Here is an 18,041-nt window from a genome sequence, read left to right on the forward strand (position 1 = left end):
GGAGGACTGCCCATGAGGATTGTCAACGCGCCCATACGTCTGCCCAACATCCTGAGCATCATCGCGGCTCTGGTTGCCGTCGTTCTTTGGGCTGTTGCCCCTTTGCTGGTCGATGCAGCGCGTTCCATCCCGCCCTTCCAGCTTACGACCATCGCCCTTATCAGTGGCGCACTGGCCGTGCTGCCCATGAGTTTCCGGAGCCGCGAAGCGCGTAAATCTGTGAAAGTGTCCTGGCAATGGAAACTGGTGATTTTCGGCCTTGTGCCTTTGCTGGTTCTGGGGGCGGTCGGCGCCTACCTGGCCGGGCTTGGCATGGCACCCACCGCAGAGGCGTCATTGATCACCTATACCTGGCCGGTCATGTTCATCCTGATCAGCCAGTGGGCCTTCCATCGGCGGATCGCCCTCCCGGTTATTGCGGGGGCACTGATTGCCTTTTCCGGCGCGGCTTTGCTGCTGGGCCCGGAGGCCCTGAATAATGGTTTCTCGGGCAATCTGACGGGTTACGGGCTGGCTCTTCTGGCTGGGGGTTGCTGGGCTCTTTACTCCTGGATCTGCCAGGCAACACCCGTAGCGATCGCTCCTGTCATGCCAGGCCTGTTCCTTCTGGCTGGCGCCGGAGCCGCAGCCGCAGATACCGTTTCCGGCTCCGCCCATGTGCTGCCTTCAGGAACCGCGCTCGCCGCTGGTGTCGCCCTGGGTCTGGGTCCATATGGCCTGGCCATGGTGGCCTGGGATCTGGCATTAAGGAAAGGCCCTACCGCACTGGTGGGCAGCCTGGCCTATGCGGTACCTGTGCTGGCCGCTCTTTTCCTGGTACTGGCCGGGATTGCCGCGCCAGACTGGCGGCTTCCGCTGGCTGCGATGCTCGTAGTTCTTGGTTCGCTGGTGGCAGCCAGCCGTCGGCGAGCCTGAACCTGACACATCGTCGAGCAAGACGACCAGTCCAAGGCTGCCTATCGGCCTTTGCCGGAAGACATGCGTATACTCCTCATGTGTAACTCAAACCGCAGAGGAGTATGCCAATGGCCGACGAAGACACGCTCACCGCCCTGAAAACCGCCTTTACCTTCATGCCCCAACCGGTCGAAATCAATCGGTTCGAATACGGCGACGATGCTGACAGAATTCTCGCGCAGGTGAATTTTGTGCGGGAAGTACTGGTCAGTCACGGCATTGATCCGGAAGAAGTCGCCGGCGAAATCAACCCGGACTCGTCACCGAATTCCTGTTACTGAGTCGATCGTCCTCCAGGAGAAAGCATGCCTTATCAGTTCGAAGACCTGAAAAAGAGCTGCCAAAACGAATGGCAAGCCTACATCGAGCACAGCTTTGTGCAGCAACTCGGTAATGCGACATTAGCGCCGGAAGCGTTCCAGCATTACCTCAAGCAGGACTACCTGTTCCTGATCCAGTTTGCCCGTGCCTTTGCCCTGGCCGCCTATAAAAGCCGGACCCTGTCGGACCTGCGCCAGGCCAAGGAGGGTTTGCAGGCCATCGTGGATGTGGAACTGGATCTGCACGTCAGCTACTGCAAGGAATGGGGCATTTCCGAACAAGAGCTGGCCGACCTGCCGGAAGCCCGGGCCACGCTGGCCTACACCCGCTACGTTCTGGACACCGGCAACCGGGGCGACCTGCTGGACCTGCACGTGGCCCTGTCACCGTGCATGGTGGGTTACGGTGAAATCGCCAACTGGCTAAATAGCCGGGCGGAAACGATTCGGGGTGAGAACAACCCCTACGATGCCTGGATCGCCATGTACGAGAGCGACGAGTTCCAGGAGGCGATGCGAGCTGAGATCAGCTGGCTCAATGAGCGACTGGCCGATGTCTCCCCTGCCCGCTTCAAGGAACTAACCCGGATTTTCAGCGACGCCACCCGGCTTGAAATCGATTTCTGGGAAATGGGCCTGAAGCAGAGCGATTGACCTGCACTACTGGTGCGGCAGGTGGCGGGCAGGTTGAAGTTCAATCCTGCGCTGCCCGCTCCTCCCGCAACCTGGCCCGCACATTCATCAACACTTTTCCGTAACGGTTATCGCCCCGACGATCCCGGCCGCAGCCCCAGAAATAATCGAAATTGCTGTTTTCAACGATTTTCGTGTCGCCGGTATCCAGCAGAGCCTCCGCCAGCTCGGGATGGGTTCGGCAGCGCACGTAGATCCCCCGTGTCATAACGGTTTCGCGCACCTGCTTCCAGTCCCGCCGCAGGCTCTTGTGGCGCTTGCGCCCTAGCTTTCCGGCCTTGCCGGGCGTGTCGGCGTTGCGCACCTTTTCCTGGCGGTTGTCGTCGGTGAACTTCATGCCCTGGAAATAGTGTTCCACGGTTGGCCAGACCTTGCCTTCCAGCTCGAAACTGTAAGGGGCATGGGTGCCCAGCGGATTGTCCGGATCTGTTCGGGACATGAACAGGTCGTTCTCACCGTTGTCGTCGGGGAAGAGAGACATTCTTGCGATCCTTTAGAAATAAGTGGTCCTGCAATACCCCTAGTATCAACGAGTACGCGCCAGGGGTCACGCCAATAAACCGGCTCATCTGCAAGACTAGAGATCTCGCAGATATCCAGCACCAAGCTGTGCAATCTGGCCCCGAATCCAGGCCACTCGTTCCAGCACATAAGAGGATGGGGCGTTTACACTCAAAACCTTCGGATTCGGGAGTACAGCGGCAAGCAGCGCAGCCTGATATTCAGTGAGGTGGCGCGCCGGCTTCCCGAAGTATGTCCAGCTTGCGGCTTCAACCCCGTAAATACCTGGGCCAAACTCGGCAATGTTCAGATAAACTTCCAGTACCCGCTGTTTTGACCACAGGCCGTCTATAATAAGCGCCAATCCCGCCTCGATGGCCTTGCGAATGAAACTACGCCCGCTCCATAGAAAGAGGTTCTTGGCCGTTTGCTGGGTGATGGTACTGGCCCCTCGAAGCCCGTCGCCGGCCCGATACTCCGAGAGCGCCTGACGAACCGCCTCAAAATCCACGCCCACATGATGCGGGAATCGCTGATCCTCGCTGGCAACTACCGCCAGCGGCATCCAGTGAGAGATCTCGCGCATGGGCACCCATTCGTGGGCGATGGATTTGTTCGTGCCCTGAAGCTGATAACCCACCATGAAGGCCGAGGTGGGTGGATTTACGAAACGGAACATCAGAACCACCAACAGGACCAGCACGATAGCGCCAGCGCATAGCAGCAAAAACCATCGCAAAAGCTTGCGACCACCTGATGCTCTGGCCATCAGTTCAAATCCTCATCTTTGTACGATCGAGTTCCCGGCCATAATTGACCAACGGGCCGCACAGCGCGCAAACTGCTGATAGCGATTCTGCAAGAGCGTATGCCACTACCATGCCTGCAAAAGTAAAAACCCGGATTCTCTTTCATTCCAGACGCCTGAATATATACCTGGTCCGATATCCAGAAGGCCACAAGGTAGGCCCGCACGTGGACATGGTCTCCGAGGGCCGGCTCTACAAACTCAATTGGGTTCTGGCCAAACCCAAGGCCGGTGGCGAATTCATTTGCGACAAGAACATTTTCAACCTTTTTGGAAGATTGTATCTGTTTCGCCCGGATCTCTATCAGCATCGGGTATCAAAGATCGAGCGCGGAAATCGATGGCTGTTGAGTTTTGCGTTGACTTCCGGACTCCATAACTCAAGCAGGACAGTATCATGATGTATTTTGCCCATGAAATGAGCCGCGCAGCGCTGATGCCCTTGCGTATCGCGACAGACGCACAGAGTAAACTGCTCAGACATCCCCTGAGCCCCTTATCCCGCTTACCGGGCGCTCGCAGCATTGCCTCCGCCTATGGCGTGTTTGGCGATTTGACCCGGCGCTACCCGAAACCGGCCTTCAATCTGCACTCAACAGTGTGCGATGGCGAAAAGGTGGACGTCAGTGAAGTCATCCTCCAGCGCAAACCCTTTGCCCAGCTCAAGCATTTCCAGCGCAGCGTATCGCGGCCTGATGACCCGAAACTCCTGATCGTTGCGCCGCTTTCCGGACACTTTGCCTCTCTGCTGCGGGGTACCGTCAAGGAAATGCTGCCAGACCACGACGTCTACATCACCGACTGGCGTGATGCCTGTCGTGTCCCCTTGTCGGCTGGCGACTTTGGGCTGGACGACTATATCGACTACGTTATCGATTTTATTGAACAGCTTGGGCCAGACACCCATGTATTGGCGGTTTGCCAGCCCGTCGTGCCGGTGCTCGCAGCCACCGCTCTCATGGCCGAAGATAAAAACCCGGCAACACCGCGCTCGCTGGCTCTCATGAGCGGCCCCATCGACGGACGTATTGATCCCACGGCACCCTGCGAACTGGCCACTAAACACAATCTGGCGTGGTTCCGGCGCAATCTGGTTCACCCTGTGCCCGCGCCTTATCCGGGAGCCATGCGGAAGGTTTATCCCGGCTTTCTGCAACTGACCGGATTCGTGAACATGAACTTCGACCGCCACATTGATGCCTACCGGGGCCTGTTCAAGTCCATGCGTGACAAGGAGGTCGAAAAGATCAGACGTCATCGTGAATTCTATGACGAATACCTCGCGGTCATGGATCTGCCGGCCACCTATTACCTGGACACCATCCAGCGTGTCTTCCAGGAGTTTCACCTTGCCCGGGGCTGCTTCATGCACCGGGGCCGAAAAGTGAATCCGGCGGCTATCGAAAAAACAGCACTGATGACGATTGAAGGCGAGAAAGACGACATTTCCAGCCCCGGGCAGACCCGGGCCGCCCATAAACTATGCGTGAATATCCCGGACGCCAGGCGTCTGCACCATCTGCAAGAGGGGGTTGGCCATTACGGTGTCTTCAATGGCAGCCAATGGCGCGAATCCATTGCGCCGCGGCTCAAGACATTCATCCGCGAAGCGTGACGGGTATCACATTTTCTTGTCGCGACTCGGGTGCTCTGCTAGCTTGAATGAGGTGATTAATAATAAGGAATAACAACCAGAGCGGGCTACCGCTCCAGGGAGGATTTCATGCAAGACCTCAAGGGCAAGGTCGCCCTCGTAACCGGTGCCTCACGCGGCATCGGTCGTCACATCGCACTTCAGCTTGCTCAACGCGGCGCCGATGTCGCCATCAACTACCGCTCACGTCAGCCTGAAGGCGACGAAGTTGCCAGGGAAATTGAGGCAACCGGCGTACGGGCACTCTCCTTCAAAGCAGACCTGTCAAAAATGCCGGAAGCGCGCAGCCTGGTTCGCCAGGTCCAGGAACAGTGGGGCCGTATCGATATCCTGGTGAACAACGCCGGCATCACCAAAGACAAGTCCATGAAGAAGCTTACCGACGACGATTGGAACGACGTTCTCGACACCAACCTGGGCAGCGTCTACGCCACGTGCTCCGAAGTGTTGAAGATCATGATGGATCAGAAATACGGTCGCATCATCAACATCACCTCTTTCGTCGGGCAGGCGGGCAACTTCGGGCAAGCCAACTATGCGGCCAGCAAGGGGGGCATTATTGCGTTTACAAAGACCCTGGCACTGGAAATGGCCAAGTACAACATCACAGTCAACGCCATCGCGCCCGGCTTTACCGAAACCGAAATGCTGGCCCAGGTCCCGGAGAATATCCGTGAACAGATCATTGCCAGGGTTCCCATGGGTCGGTTTGGCAAGCCGGAGGAAATTGCCCGCGCCGTGGTCTTCCTGGCCGCGGAAGGCGATTACATCACCGGCCAGCAGATCAACGTTAACGGCGGCGTTTACATGTAACACTTGAAAGACAGAAGGCGAAAAAATGGCTGATAAACCAATAAAAAAGCAATCAACGCCTGACTTCGAACCCAATGTGGTAAGCCGCTCTCTGGCACGAGTGGGTGTTCATGGTGGTCACCTGCTCAAGCGCTCCATAATGCGACGTTTGCGCGGTGGCCCGCCCAATCCGGCCAGCGTGGGGAGCATGACCAAACCCTTCTTCACCCTGACCGGCAAGCTTGCAACCCAGCCAGACACGCTTCTGTTTGCACAGATGCGGCTGCTCAAGGACACCAGTCTGTTCTGGTCTGGCATTCTGGCCAGCGGTATTGGCAAGAAACCGTTGACCGTAGCAGAACCAGAGCCTGGCGATGGTCGCTTCCGTGACCAGGCCTGGAACGACGTCATCGCCTTCAACGCCCTCAAGCAGGCGTATTTACTGTCAACTCGCTGGCTGATGGACACCATCGACGATGTCCGGGATCTGGATGATCACGATAGACGGAAAGTCCGTTTTTTCACCAGCCAGATGACCGACGCCCTGGCCCCCAGCAACTTCGTTCTGAGCAATCCGGAAGTGTTGCGCACAACCGTTAAGACACGGGGCAAGAACCTCCTGCGAGGCCTGGCAAACCTGCTGCGTGATCTGGACGAGGGAAAGGGCCCGATGCCTTTCCGCATGTCCGACCCGGACGCCTTTGAGGTGGGCGACAATCTGGCCAACACACCCGGCGACGTGGTGTTCCAGAACGATCTGATGCAACTCATCCAGTACCGGCCGACCACCGAGACAGTTCATCGCCGGCCTTTGCTGGTGATACCGCCCTGGATCAACAAGTACTACATCCTCGATCTTGGCGAGAAAAAATCCTTCATTCGTTATTGGGTGGAACAGGGCCACACCGTGTTTGTGGTTTCCTGGGTAAATCCCGGGCCAGAGCTGGCACACAAGACCTTTGAGGACTACATGCTCGAAGGTCCGGTCGCCGCCATGGATGCCATCGAGCAGGCGACGGGTGAGCGGGAAATCAATACCGTCGGCTACTGCATCGGCGGCACTCTGCTTGGTTGCACGCTCGCCTGGCTGGCCGCTCGCGGGGATGATCGCGTAAAAAGTGCGACGTTTCTCAACAGCATGATGGATTTCTCGGAAGTCGGCGATCTCGAAGTCTTCATCGACGAGGACTCTATTGCCAAAATCGAGAAGGCCATGAACAAACAGGGCTATCTTGAAGGTGCTTCCATGGCAACGGCCTTCAACATGCTACGTGCCAACAGCCTGATATGGTCTTTTTTCGTCAATAATTACCTTCTCGGCCGCGACACGGCGCCCTTTGACCTGTTGTACTGGAACTCGGACGCCACCCGCATGCCAGCGGCCATGCACAGCTTTTACCTCCGCAATATGTACCTGAACAACCGGCTGCGTGAGCCCGGGGGTATTACTCTAGCGGGTACACCGATCGATTTGCGAAAGGTGAAGTCCCCCGCCTACTTTGCATCTGCGATTGAAGACCACATCGCACCCTGGATCTCCTGCTACAAAGGCGCACGTAACCTGGGCGGCCCGTTGCGTTTTGTCCTCGGCGGTTCAGGGCACATTGCCGGCATCATCAATCCGCCCGAGAAAAAGAAGTACGGTTATCGCCTCAACGAAGACAACCCGGCCAATCCAGAGGAATGGCTGAAAGGTGCCGAGCAGTTTGAAGGTTCCTGGTGGCCAGATTGGGTGGCTTGGGCCGAGCAGTTCGGTGGCGGTAAGATTAAGGCTCGCATTCCGGGAGAAGGCAATCTGCCGGTGATTGAACCGGCGCCCGGGGCTTACTTGCGCAACGAGCCGGCACCACCAAGCCCGGCGGTCCGGAAGCGGCGACAACCGCAACGCGGGAAATCGGGTTCCGCGAAGCAGAAAACGCCATCACCTGAGAAAGTCACGCAGTGAAGCATCCGTGGACTGAGCGGGAAACTCTGGAATAGCGGGCCGGCGAAAGCTCCCTAACGCAGCTCGGAAACCAGGTCACCGGCGCGACAACTCCTGACTGCGCGTTTGATCTTGCCCACATCCTCGCTGTCCAGATTCGCTCGAGACAGGTAAAGCGAAACCGGGAGGGTTCCCGCTGTTTGCTGGAATACCTTGACCACATCAGGACCAAAGAGATCCTCCACCAGAAGCGCCGGCAATACGACCGCATCCAGGCGGTCATAGTGAAGCATGGCAACCAGTTGGGACCACTCTGTGACTTCTTCGATTCTCGGGTTTTCGTCGGTAATGAACTGTTCACCAACAAAACTCCGAGGCAGCCCATATTTAAGGCCCGAGGTTTCAGATATCGGCGGAAGTTGGCGATTCGAGACAAAAACATAGTCCGCCGAAAACAACTCACCGGCGAACTCGCCGATTCTGTCCCGACGCTCACTCTGGGCAAGGGGCAGAACCATCGAGACTTCTCCCGAGTGCAAATACCCCAGCCCTCTTTTCAGAGGCACCTGAATAAACTGGGGCTGGATGTCAGCGCGATCAAAGATACATTCGTAGAGCGGCGCCAGGGACCCATGGAGCTTGCCATCGGAGTACCCGATCACGCCCTGCAACCCTTCACCAACGGCGACAGGAACCGAGGCGGCCGCAAGGCTGGAAAAGAAGATCTGCAGGCTGATGAAGACTGCACAGTGTGACCGAACCATCGCTCCACTCCATGGGACTGAACGCATGAATTTCCTGCGATCAGGGTCGTCCAGGTTCGCTTACCTTTCCATACGGACCTGTACTTAACGTCCTAGATACCTGAAACGTAGCACATTCTGATACTTATCGATGTATTTCTGATTGATGAGACCAATCACACCCGATTGCCGCAAATCGTCGAAGCATTGATCAAAGGCTGCGGCGAATGCGGGGTTCCGAAAAACCATCTTGTGCGGCGCCGGGTTGAAGATTGGCGCGAAACGAAAAGCATCAGACTGCGAGGGCCAGCTTTCACCGCGGCGCTTCTTGTTGAAGATTCTCCGATTCACTTCCGCGACCACGAATCCGTCGGCCAGAATCGCATCGACCCGGCCCATAAACAGTAGCCGGGAGTGAATGGTCTGATCGGCGATTTCGGTGAGCGAGGCAAATTCAGGTACGTTATCGCTGATCCCCAGCACATCGACCCCTTCACGGAACGTCACCACGTTGAGACCGGCCAGGTCTTTGACCCTTTCAATCGGCCCGACACGGGAGTGATTGTAGAAAGCTCCGTTCTGGTACCAGATGTAGGCGGATGTGGAATAACCGGGAAGACGCCAGTGCAAAGGTACTGTGGCAATAGCATCGAAGTCCTGACGATCCCTGTAGGTCCTTGCATGGCGCTCATAGGGCTGCATGATGAATTCGGCCTCAAATCCGCACTCATCGAAGGTCGCCAAAACCAATTCTATATCTCGCCCCTCGAGACTTGGCTCCGCTGCACACGGTATCTGAGCAGCGAGAACTTTAAGCCGCGGCAGTGGCTCCGAATTCGCAGCCAAAGGGAATCCTGGCAGAAGAAATAAAAAGAAATGGGCGAGCGTTGAAATCTTCAAACCGCTGTCTTCTCACCTCGGGCTAAAAAGTTCAGTTTTTGAACAATATCCTTATCCGGGCGTGCAGGCAATCACTCTGAGCATATGCCTGCAAACCAGGATGCAACTCAGCCCAGAAGACACTCCTTGGCCTCATTGATGCGCGCCGCCAGGTAATTGCTGCCACCATGGTCCGGGTGAAGTTTTTGCATCATCCTCCGATGGGCTTTGATGATCTCTTCCCGACTGGCTCCGGGCTCGAGCCCCAGAATGTCCAGCGCTTCGCTCTCGGTAAGCGGGCCGCTCGTATTGCCACTGCCGCCCGACGGATCGCTTTCAGAGGCCGCCTCATCGTCTGCTCGCCAGGAGTCTCCGAACCGGCGATCCAGGTAAGTTTCAAGTAGCCGGGCAGAATCCTCGTCCTGGCCGCGGCAATAGCGCAATAGCTCGAGGAAATCGCTTTCGCTTAGCTCCGCCAGTTCTCTCCCTTCCATCGGGCCCTTGATGATCTTGCCGCTCATGATTCCCGAGTCGTGGTCCAGAGTCATTTCCAGAATATCGCTGGAAACATGGGACTGGTTGCCCGACTTGGGTCCGGCACCGCCAGCCACGCGACCGAGCCCGCCACGCAATAGAGATGGCAGCAGGCGACGCAACAGAGGATAGAGAAAGGCCAAACCGGCGAAGACAAAATGCAGTCGCCCGGTTACAGCCAGCAAGACGACGATGCCGATACCGGCCAGCAGGGCCAGCTTGAGAATGGCGGCATTGCGCTGACTGGCAGGCTGATTGCGCAACCACACCCAGGCCACAACCGCGACAACGATGGCAACAAGCGTTAAAGGCACTCAAATACCCCGGGCACAACGGCCCATCAATGGATTCTCACAAACACTACCGGATCTGTCTGGTCAGGCGTTTCACTTCCGGGGAACTACTGCTGGAAAAATCCTGCAGAGCCTTGGCTCCCCCGGAAGCATAGACCGCAACTGCCGCCATAAGATCCTTGAGCACCTGAGGACTGTTACGGTCAAAGGGTGCGTATGCGCCCCCTGAAAGCTTGCTCACCTGCTGGAATACCGCCCTTGCATGGGCATCATTGCCCTCGTGAAACATGAACACCGGTGTGCGCAGCATTCCCAGTTCCCCGGCGGTGTGACAGAGTTCGTCCACCGGTTCCTCGCAACAGTCACCGATAAACACCACAGCTTTGACGGGCTTTGCACGGGTCTCTTTCACCGCATGGGCCAATACCCGGCTGATCTGGGTGCGCCCACCGAGGCAGGAAACGCCGTTCATCAGATTCAGCAACTGCCCGGTTTCGGTCACAAAACCCGTGGCCTTGAACTCACCGAAGCCACGGTAGTAGCAGAGCTGAATGGCCAGGCCACCCAGATCCCGGGTTGCTATAAACAGTTCGCTCTGCAGATGGCAGGCCTGGTCCCAGGTAGCTTCCCGGCTTGCAGTCGCGTCCAGCGCGAAAATCAGCCGCCGCTGCCCACCACCCTGCTTGGGCAACGTGCGAACCTCATTGATAAACTGGTCGATCGCCTGTTTGTCGGATCGGGTGCGTAGCTCTTTATCGGACATAGGCTCCTGGAAATCACGGCGGCTGAAAAAACTGACGCTAAAATAGTAGGGCATAGATCGCGCAATTCACAGGTTTGGCGAGGGCAACGCATGGTGAAAACAGGGCGTTGGTACCGAATCAGGAGTGCGGCCAGATTCCGGCCTTTGCTCCTGGCTTCCCTTCTTTTGACCGCCATTGCGCTGCCAGGCGCGGTGCATGCCTCAAACACGTATTACCTGCTCTATCGCCAATGGCAGCCTTACGATTGGCCCGAGAATGTGCCATCTGCCAACGAGGTCACCCGCTCGCAGCGAGGACTCGGCTGGCAAGCCCGGGGCTCTGGCAGCGTCTTAGGTATTGATTACGATTACCAGCCACTACGCATCCGTACAGGCGAGCCGGCCCACAACGGGCACCTGCATCGGTTAACCATCGGTGGCGAATGGCGGCATCAGCTCTACCGCCTGGAAGCGCGGGCCGGCATCGCCGGCACCTCCAATATGTTCAAATATCAGGATTTTCACAGCGATGTCCTTAACGGGCGTCTCGCGGTCTTCCGGGCCGTGAACAGGTCCAGCACCCTGAGCCTGGGTATCGGAGGCGATCACAGGTTCGGCTCTTTCCGTTGGCTCCCCAGAGCACGCTGGGAACGAAGCAACGCACACGGCCATTGGCTGGTAGACCTGCCTGTTCTGATGCAGTGGCAGAGCCCGGGGCAGGTTTGGGCGTTCCGGGTGGAACGAAACGGGGACCGTTGGGCCACGATGGACAAGGACAGGGAAGTAGAAAGCGCGCTCTATTTACGCGAGTGGAGAACCCAACTGACTTATCGGCTGCACCAGGGGGGACAATCCTGGCCAACCATCGTTCTTGGCATAGGAGCCAGTCTGGCTACCCGTGTCCAATACAAGGACCTGAACACGGGCACCGAGGATCTGAGCCTTGGGGATGCCCTGCTGGCAAGCCTCAGGCTCGATTGGTAGATCCAGGTTCCGAGACCGGATCCAAACCGGGTATCAGCCTACCCGGTTGAGTGTTACGTCGATGTTGCCACGGGTCGCGTTGGAATATGGGCAAACCTTGTGCGCTTCATCGATCAGCTGCTTGGCCTCCGCATCGTCCATACCCGGAAGGCTGATGCGCAATTCCACTTCAATGCCAAACCCATTGGGGATCTGGCCGATGCCAACCACGCCTTCAATGGAAGCATCCTCCGGCATCTTGAGCTTGTCGCGACCGGCCACAAATTTCATGGCGCCGATAAAGCATGCGGAATAGCCTGCAGCAAAAAGTTGCTCCGGGTTGGTCCCCTTGCCGCCGGCACCGCCCATTTCTTTCGGGGTTGCCAGCTCTACATCAAGAATGCCGTCTGACGAAATTGCACGGCCGTCACGACCACCGGTTGCTTCTGCATGGGCACGATAGAGCACTTGTTCGATAGACATAACGCTTTCCTTTTTCCTTCGAATTTGAACAGAAATACCTTCCGAGGCATTTCCGCGCGACGATTTTCTGAACGACGCGTCGCCCCGTTTTATGCGATAGAAATGGTTAACTGGATCAACCCGCCAGCGCGGCCCGCACTTTCTTGCTCAAATGCCCCATCTCAACGCGGCCAAGTACCTGGGGCTTCAGTTCATTCATCACCTTACCCATGTCCTGCATGCCCTGGGCATCCGTTGAACTGATGGCCATCCGAATCAACCCGTCAAGATCATCCTCGCTGAGAGCCGCCGGCATGAACTCTTCAATGATCACCATTTCCGCTCGCTCTTTATCGCCCAGTTCCTCGCGGCCGGCTTCGTCGTATTGACTGGCCGCGTCGCGGCGCTGTTTGAGCATCTTGTCCAGCACCTTGAGAACATCCTCGTCATTGAGCTCGCGGCGTTCATCAATCTCGATCTGCTTCACGGCAGACTGGGCCATGCGCAAAGTAACCAGGCGGGTTTTATCCTTGTTCCGCATTGCTTCTTTTACCGCGCTGTACAGTTGTTCCTTAAGGGTTGGTGCCGTCATTGCTGATCTCCTGTTGTTTGGCTTTGTTCTGGTTTATGGGGACGAATCGGGAATAATGCAAAGGGTGGGAATTCCATGATTCCTGCTGCACTGTAGAATGCAGGCATCCGAGGAAAGAAAAAGGCGCCAGGAACAATGATTGATTTCCGCAGCGATACTGTGACCCGCCCCACCCCCGAGATGCGCGAAGCCATGGCCAGCGCCGAGGTGGGAGACGATGTCTATGGCGACGACCCTACGGTTAACAGCCTGCAGGCCTACGCCGCCCAGAGGCTCGGCTTCGAAGCGGCCCTTTTTACTGCCACAGGCACCCAGGCCAACCTGCTTGCCATCATGAGTCATTGTGGCCGTGGCGATGAGTATCTCTGTGGCCAGTCCGCTCACAATTACAAGTATGAGGGCGGAGGCGCCGCGGTGCTGGGCAGTGTCCAGCCCCAACCGATCGAGAACGAGCCGGACGGGAGCATTGATCTGGAAAAAGCCCGGGCCGCGATCAAGGCGGACGATTTTCATTTTGCCGTCACCCGTCTGCTCTCCCTTGAGAACACCATCGGAGGCAAAGTACTGCCCCTTGAGTACCAGGCGCAGGCCCGTGCGTTCTGCGACGAACACGGGCTTCTTCTGCACCTGGACGGCGCCCGTGTCTTCAATGCCGCCGTAAAATCAAACTGCGATGTCACCGAAATAACCCGGCACTACGATTCCGTCAGCGTGTGTCTGTCCAAAGGCCTGGGCGCACCGGTTGGATCGCTGCTGCTGGGGTCGGAATCATTCATCAAGCGGGCCACCCGGCTGCGCAAAATGGTGGGGGGCGGCATGCGCCAGGCCGGCATTCTGGCCGCCGCGGGACGTATCGCGCTCGAAAGGGGGCCGCTTCGACTGCTCGAGGACCATGAAAACGCCGAATACCTGAGCAACGGCCTGGCAAAGATTCCGGAACTTGAGGTCAACCCGGCCAGTACCCAGACCAACATCGTTTACGCAAGGTGCAAGGCAGGCGGGGCGTCACAGCTGAAAGACTACCTGGCCGAACAGGGCATCCTGATTACGGCCGGCGACCCGATCCGCTTTGTGACCCACCAGGATGTCAGCCGTGAGGATGTCGACATGCTGCTGACGGCCATCCGGCAATTCTACCCGTCCTGACCGGATACTCTCGCTCAAAAAAGGCCCCTCAATGGGGGGCCCTTCCAGCGTCACCTGATATCAGCCTGGGGTTACACCATCTTGCCTTCGGCAATCAGCAAGCGGCGTTCATGATGAAGGCCTTTGAACAGGCTGTAGGTCATCACCAACAGCACCAGCGTAAATGGCAGCCCGACACTCAGGGCGCCAGCTTGCAGTGCGTTGAGGGCTTGCTCACCGCCAACGAACAGAAGCACCCCGGCAATGGTCCCTTCGGTGACCGCCCAGAAGATGCGCTGGGCTTTCGGGGCATCGGTCTTGCCGCCAGACGTGATGCTGTCAATCACCAGGGAACCGGAATCCGAGGATGTGACGAAGAACGTCAATACCAGAGTGATCCCGATAAACGAGGTGATTCCAGACAGTGAGATATTTTCCAGCATCTGGAACATGGCCAACGACACTTCGGTAAGACCCTCTGAACCCAACACGCCAATCTCGTTCTGGACCTGATTTAGCGCCCCGCCTCCGAATGCGCTCATCCAGAACAGAGTAATGATGGTCGGGATGATCAGAACCGCCGTGACGAACTCACGCACCGTGCGACCATGGGAGACCCGCGCGATAAACATACCTACGAACGGTGACCAGGAAATCCACCAGGCCCAGTAGAAGACCGTCCAACCATGGAACCAGGTGGTGTCTTCCTCGCGGCCAAAGGGATTACTGAGCGAGAACATATTGGACGCGTAGGAGACCGACGTATCCCAGAGCCACTGGAACACGGCAAGTGTGGGGCCGGCAAATATTACAAACAGAAGCAGCAGCCCGGCCATGATCATGTTCGCGTTACTGAGAATCCGGACACCACCATGGATCCCCCGAATCACGGAGAGGGTAGCAACAGCCGTAACGCCGGCGATCACGCCGACCTGAATATTCAGGCCGCCCTCAATATCAAACAGGTAGGAAATACCGGATGCCGCTTGCTGGGCGCCAAACCCGAGCGAGGTTGCAAGACCAAAGATGGTCGCCAGTACCGACACGGTGTCGATGACATTACCGGGCCACCCCCACACCTTGTCTCCCAGAATTGGAAAAAAGGCAGAGCGAATGGTTAGCGGCAGGCCTTTATTAAAGGCAAAAAACGACAGCGAGAGCCCGACAATCGCGTAGATTGCCCATGGATGCAGACCCCAGTGGTACATCGTTGCGCCCATCGCAAGCCGGGCACCCTCAGCAGTGTTTGGCTCAACACCCAGGGGCGTTCCATACCAGTCGGTGTAATAGGCCACCGGCTCGGCAACCGACCAGAACATAAGCCCGGTACCCATACCAGCTGCGAACAACATGGCAAACCAGGACAGCAGAGAGAACTCTGGCTTGGCATCAAGCCCGCCAATCCGAATCTTGCCCACCGGCATGAAAATAAGGGCCAGACAGAAAACAACAAACAGGTTTGCGCTGAGAAGAAAGCCCCAATCGAACACAGCGATCGCACCATTCTTGGCGCTATCGAGCAACTCCTTTGCACCTGCGGGGAAAATAAGTGTTCCGACAACGAAGGCAACAATCAGGATTGCGGTTAACGGAAATACGATGTTGTGGATATCGAAGCCGAACTTCTCGATATTATCCTGACCGGCTACGTAGTCGGTCTGATAATCGTCTGAAATGACGTCACCCAATGTGAGGACTCCTATGACTGCATAACCCGGCAGTCGGTTGGAAAGTTTACCTCTCTAAGTGCCACCCCAATATTTTGAACTCTAAGAATTAAAATTTCCAACTCTGTTAGACTTGTGCGGTACGAATCCTCGCAACGCCTGAAGGTTCCCGCTGATGAAACTCAACCCCTTTAACACCCGCATCGGTCTGGCTCTGGGAGGCGGCGCTGCCAAAGGCATTGCGCACATTGGTGTGCTGAAAGCGTTTGAAGAAGAGCAAATCAAGATTCATTGCATTTCGGGTACGAGCGCCGGCGCGCTTATCGCGAGCTATTACGCTTTCGGCCGCCCGGCGGAATCCATCCTCAGCATTTGCTCAACACTGAACCTCTCCAAAATCATCAACTTTACCTTTGAGCGCGGCGGGCTGTTCAGCACCAACGCCATTCGGGAGATGATTCACCGCGATCTGGGCGATGTCCGGATCGAGGACGCCGAGATTCCGCTGGCCATCTGTGCCACGGATATCGAAACCGGTGAACAGCTGATCTTCCGGGAAGGCAATCTGGCGGATGTCGTGTGCGCCTCAATGGCGGTTCCCGGCCTGTTTGTACCTGTTGAAATCGATGGGCGGATTCTGGTGGACGGGGGGCTGGTGGAAAACGTCCCCATTTCGCCATTGGCCAAAATGGGTGCTGGTATTACGGTGGCCGTTGATCTCAGCCATGTCAGCCGTTATCCGAAGCCGGACAACACCTTCGATGTCATTTCCAACGCCATCAACATTGGCATCGATTTCAACACCCGCAAGCAACTGAAGCATGCCGACATATCGGTCCCTCTGGACCTGAGCGACTACAGCCTTACCAATAACGCCGACCGCGTTGACGAGCTTTATCGGGAAGGCTATCACCCGATGAAGAAGAAGATCCGCCAGGTACTCTGGTACAAACGGATGCATGTTGCCATCAGCCTTCTGAAAACAACCCGAACGTTGATGCCCTTCAAAGTGCCCGAGATTCTGAAGGAGCTCAGGCGCCACGGCTTTGCGGTGCGCAATCGTAATTAGCCACTTAATCACCGACAGCGGTGAACCAAAACGCTCTTTGCAGACTACTCTTCACACCCGACCATTTTTCAATGCGAACGGAGCTAGCGCATGATTACAGTTCACCACCTCAACAACTCCCGCTCACAGCGCGTTCTCTGGATGCTGGAAGAACTGGGTGTTCCCTACGAGATCAAGCATTACCAGCGAGATCCCAAGACCATGCTGGCCCCCGAAAGTCTGAAAAAGGTGCACCCGCTTGGAAAATCCCCGGTGATCACAGACGGCGATCTGGTGGTGGCCGAATCCGGTGCCATCATTGAATACCTGGCGCACACCTACGGCAAAGACACCATGCTCCCGGAGAGCGGGGGGCAAGCCTGGCTCGACTACACCTATTGGTTGCACTACGCCGAAGGCTCATTGATGCCGCCTCTGGTGTTGCGCCTTGTCTTCGAAAAGGTAAAAACCAGCCCGATGCCGTTCTTTGTTAAACCTGTCGCCAAAGGCATTTCGGACAAAACCAACGAGATGTTTATCGGCCCGATGATCAAGACCCACCTGGATTTCGTGGAAAGCCATCTGGCGAAGAACACCTGGTTCCTGGGGGACAAACTGAGCGCGGCGGACATCCAGATGAGCTTCCCGCTCGAGGCTTCCGTAGCCAGGGGCATCGTCGGCAGGAACCGGCCTCACATCAGCGGATGGGTCAAACGCGTTCATGCCCGACCGGCTTATCAGAGGGCGCTCGAGAAAGGCGGTGATTACGACTTCGCCTGAAGACCGGCGATCTGATTGAGGCTAAAAGGAGTATCAAATACTGAATTCACGGATGGAGATACTGGAATGAAAGAAGTTCGCAGAACCACGCTACCCGTTGTGGAAATGGCGAAAAGCAACGAAGAGTTCCGGCAGGTATTATGGACCGGAGATCATACGCAACTCGTTCTGATGGCCATTCCCGAAGGCGGCGAGATTGGCGGCGAAGTTCACGAGGGACATGATCAACTGCTTTATTTCGTCTCGGGCGAGGGGGAAGCGACGATCGGCGAAACGAAGGTACCTGTAAAGGCGGGCGACGTCAGCATCGTGCCCTCGGGTACCTTTCACAACTTCCGTAACACCGGAAACGGCATGCTCAAGCTTTACACAACCTACTGTCCACCAGAGCACGCCCCGGGAACCGAGCATGAAACCAAGCAGGAAGCGGATGCCGCGGAATGAATCCGCGGCCTACAGTCGCTTCAAGAAATTATCCAATGCCTGATTAACCGGATCCGGGTGCGAAAGATTTGCAGCATGCCCGGCACCGGGAATCACGATCAGTTCGGCATCCTACGCTCT

The 18,041-nt window shown here is 56.8% G+C and carries 21 protein-coding genes; 12 read left to right on the plus strand and 9 right to left on the minus strand.

The features are described from left to right. The first annotated feature begins 12 nt into the window (after positions 1-12). The 3 genes from KYE_RS08595 to tenA all read left to right on the plus strand — a co-directional run bounded on the left by KYE_RS08595 (position 13) and on the right by tenA (position 1,931). On the plus strand, positions 13-915 hold the full coding sequence (locus KYE_RS08595; protein ID WP_008172414.1) for a DMT family transporter: 903 nt from the start codon (positions 13-15) through the stop codon (positions 913-915). A 110-nt stretch (positions 916-1,025) separates the two neighbouring features. Further along, on the plus strand, positions 1,026-1,238 hold the full coding sequence (locus tag KYE_RS08600; protein WP_008172415.1) for a hypothetical protein: 213 nt from the start codon (positions 1,026-1,028) through the stop codon (positions 1,236-1,238). A 24-nt stretch (positions 1,239-1,262) separates the two neighbouring features. Beyond that, on the plus strand, positions 1,263-1,931 hold the full coding sequence (tenA, locus tag KYE_RS08605) for a thiaminase II (protein ID WP_008172416.1): 669 nt from the start codon (positions 1,263-1,265) through the stop codon (positions 1,929-1,931). 40 nt (positions 1,932-1,971) lie between these two features. Here tenA and KYE_RS08610 read toward each other — a convergent pair whose 3' ends face one another. Both KYE_RS08610 and mtgA read right to left on the minus strand, forming a co-directional pair. Next, complete coding sequence (locus tag KYE_RS08610) at positions 1,972-2,451, minus strand: NADAR family protein (protein ID WP_008172417.1); 480 nt, start codon at positions 2,449-2,451, stop codon at positions 1,972-1,974. Between the two features lie 96 nt (positions 2,452-2,547). Next, positions 2,548-3,240 carry a monofunctional biosynthetic peptidoglycan transglycosylase gene (mtgA, locus tag KYE_RS08615; RefSeq protein ID WP_008172418.1) on the minus strand — a complete coding sequence of 231 codons (693 nt, stop codon included), beginning with the start codon at positions 3,238-3,240 and terminating at the stop codon, positions 2,548-2,550. A 110-nt stretch (positions 3,241-3,350) separates the two neighbouring features. Here mtgA and KYE_RS08620 point away from each other — a divergent pair, with 110 nt between their 5' ends. The 4 genes from KYE_RS08620 to KYE_RS08635 all read left to right on the plus strand — a co-directional run bounded on the left by KYE_RS08620 (position 3,351) and on the right by KYE_RS08635 (position 7,670). Further along, positions 3,351-3,680: a 2OG-Fe(II) oxygenase gene (locus tag KYE_RS08620; RefSeq protein WP_008172419.1), complete on the plus strand. Its 330-nt coding sequence runs from the start codon at positions 3,351-3,353 to the stop codon at positions 3,678-3,680. Beyond that, positions 3,677-4,894, plus strand: coding sequence for a polyhydroxyalkanoate depolymerase (locus KYE_RS08625; RefSeq protein ID WP_039881948.1), 1,218 nt, complete (start codon positions 3,677-3,679; stop codon positions 4,892-4,894). Before KYE_RS08620 ends, KYE_RS08625 begins: the two co-directional genes overlap by 4 nt. Before the next feature lie 108 nt (positions 4,895-5,002). After that, positions 5,003-5,746 carry a 3-oxoacyl-[acyl-carrier-protein] reductase gene (gene fabG, locus KYE_RS08630; RefSeq protein ID WP_008172421.1) on the plus strand — a complete coding sequence of 248 codons (744 nt, stop codon included), beginning with the start codon at positions 5,003-5,005 and terminating at the stop codon, positions 5,744-5,746. A gap of 25 nt (positions 5,747-5,771) precedes the next feature. After that, the gene (locus KYE_RS08635) at positions 5,772-7,670 is read left to right on the plus strand and encodes a PHA/PHB synthase family protein (protein WP_008172423.1); all 1,899 of its coding nucleotides are present in this window, start codon (positions 5,772-5,774) and stop codon (positions 7,668-7,670) included. Between the two features lie 53 nt (positions 7,671-7,723). Here the strand turns inward: KYE_RS08635 and KYE_RS08640 are convergent, their stop codons facing one another. From KYE_RS08640 to KYE_RS08655, 4 genes are all read right to left on the minus strand, one after another. After that, entirely contained in the window at positions 7,724-8,413 is a 690-nt protein-coding gene (locus tag KYE_RS08640) for a hypothetical protein (protein WP_008172425.1), read from the minus strand. Between the two features lie 84 nt (positions 8,414-8,497). Further along, positions 8,498-9,292 carry a transporter substrate-binding domain-containing protein gene (locus KYE_RS08645; RefSeq protein WP_227497795.1) on the minus strand — a complete coding sequence of 265 codons (795 nt, stop codon included), beginning with the start codon at positions 9,290-9,292 and terminating at the stop codon, positions 8,498-8,500. Between the two features lie 107 nt (positions 9,293-9,399). Beyond that, a complete protein-coding gene (locus tag KYE_RS08650; RefSeq protein ID WP_008172429.1) occupies positions 9,400-10,119 on the minus strand; it encodes a DnaJ domain-containing protein in 720 nt (239 codons plus the stop codon). A 46-nt stretch (positions 10,120-10,165) separates the two neighbouring features. Beyond that, positions 10,166-10,861 carry a hypothetical protein gene (locus KYE_RS08655; RefSeq protein WP_008172431.1) on the minus strand — a complete coding sequence of 232 codons (696 nt, stop codon included), beginning with the start codon at positions 10,859-10,861 and terminating at the stop codon, positions 10,166-10,168. Between the two features lie 144 nt (positions 10,862-11,005). Here KYE_RS08655 and KYE_RS08660 point away from each other — a divergent pair, with 144 nt between their 5' ends. Beyond that, positions 11,006-11,824, plus strand: coding sequence for a hypothetical protein (locus tag KYE_RS08660; RefSeq protein WP_008172432.1), 819 nt, complete (start codon positions 11,006-11,008; stop codon positions 11,822-11,824). Between the two features lie 33 nt (positions 11,825-11,857). On the opposite strand, the gene KYE_RS08665 is transcribed toward KYE_RS08660, so the two are convergent. Beyond that, on the minus strand, positions 11,858-12,286 hold the full coding sequence (locus KYE_RS08665; protein ID WP_008172436.1) for an organic hydroperoxide resistance protein: 429 nt from the start codon (positions 12,284-12,286) through the stop codon (positions 11,858-11,860). A gap of 115 nt (positions 12,287-12,401) precedes the next feature. Beyond that, positions 12,402-12,857: a GatB/YqeY domain-containing protein gene (locus KYE_RS08670; RefSeq protein WP_008172437.1), complete on the minus strand. Its 456-nt coding sequence runs from the start codon at positions 12,855-12,857 to the stop codon at positions 12,402-12,404. A 135-nt stretch (positions 12,858-12,992) separates the two neighbouring features. Between KYE_RS08670 and ltaE the strand changes: the two genes are divergently transcribed. Further along, on the plus strand, positions 12,993-14,003 hold the full coding sequence (gene ltaE / locus KYE_RS08675; protein WP_008172440.1) for a low-specificity L-threonine aldolase: 1,011 nt from the start codon (positions 12,993-12,995) through the stop codon (positions 14,001-14,003). 71 nt (positions 14,004-14,074) lie between these two features. On the opposite strand, the gene KYE_RS08680 is transcribed toward ltaE, so the two are convergent. After that, on the minus strand, positions 14,075-15,670 hold the full coding sequence (locus KYE_RS08680) for a BCCT family transporter (RefSeq protein ID WP_008172442.1): 1,596 nt from the start codon (positions 15,668-15,670) through the stop codon (positions 14,075-14,077). Positions 15,671-15,824: 154 nt separating this feature from the next. Between KYE_RS08680 and KYE_RS08685 the strand changes: the two genes are divergently transcribed. The 3 genes from KYE_RS08685 to KYE_RS08695 all read left to right on the plus strand — a co-directional run bounded on the left by KYE_RS08685 (position 15,825) and on the right by KYE_RS08695 (position 17,921). Beyond that, the gene (locus KYE_RS08685) at positions 15,825-16,718 is read left to right on the plus strand and encodes a patatin-like phospholipase family protein (RefSeq protein WP_008172443.1); all 894 of its coding nucleotides are present in this window, start codon (positions 15,825-15,827) and stop codon (positions 16,716-16,718) included. Between the two features lie 90 nt (positions 16,719-16,808). Beyond that, a complete protein-coding gene (locus KYE_RS08690) occupies positions 16,809-17,477 on the plus strand; it encodes a glutathione S-transferase family protein (protein ID WP_008172445.1) in 669 nt (222 codons plus the stop codon). Positions 17,478-17,543: 66 nt separating this feature from the next. Beyond that, positions 17,544-17,921, plus strand: coding sequence for a cupin domain-containing protein (locus KYE_RS08695; RefSeq protein WP_008172447.1), 378 nt, complete (start codon positions 17,544-17,546; stop codon positions 17,919-17,921). Positions 17,922-18,041: the final 120 nt, after the last annotated feature.

Origin of the sequence: Marinobacter manganoxydans MnI7-9 (genome assembly GCF_000235625.1) — a bacterium.
GTDB classification, from domain to species: domain Bacteria; phylum Pseudomonadota; class Gammaproteobacteria; order Pseudomonadales; family Oleiphilaceae; genus Marinobacter; species Marinobacter manganoxydans.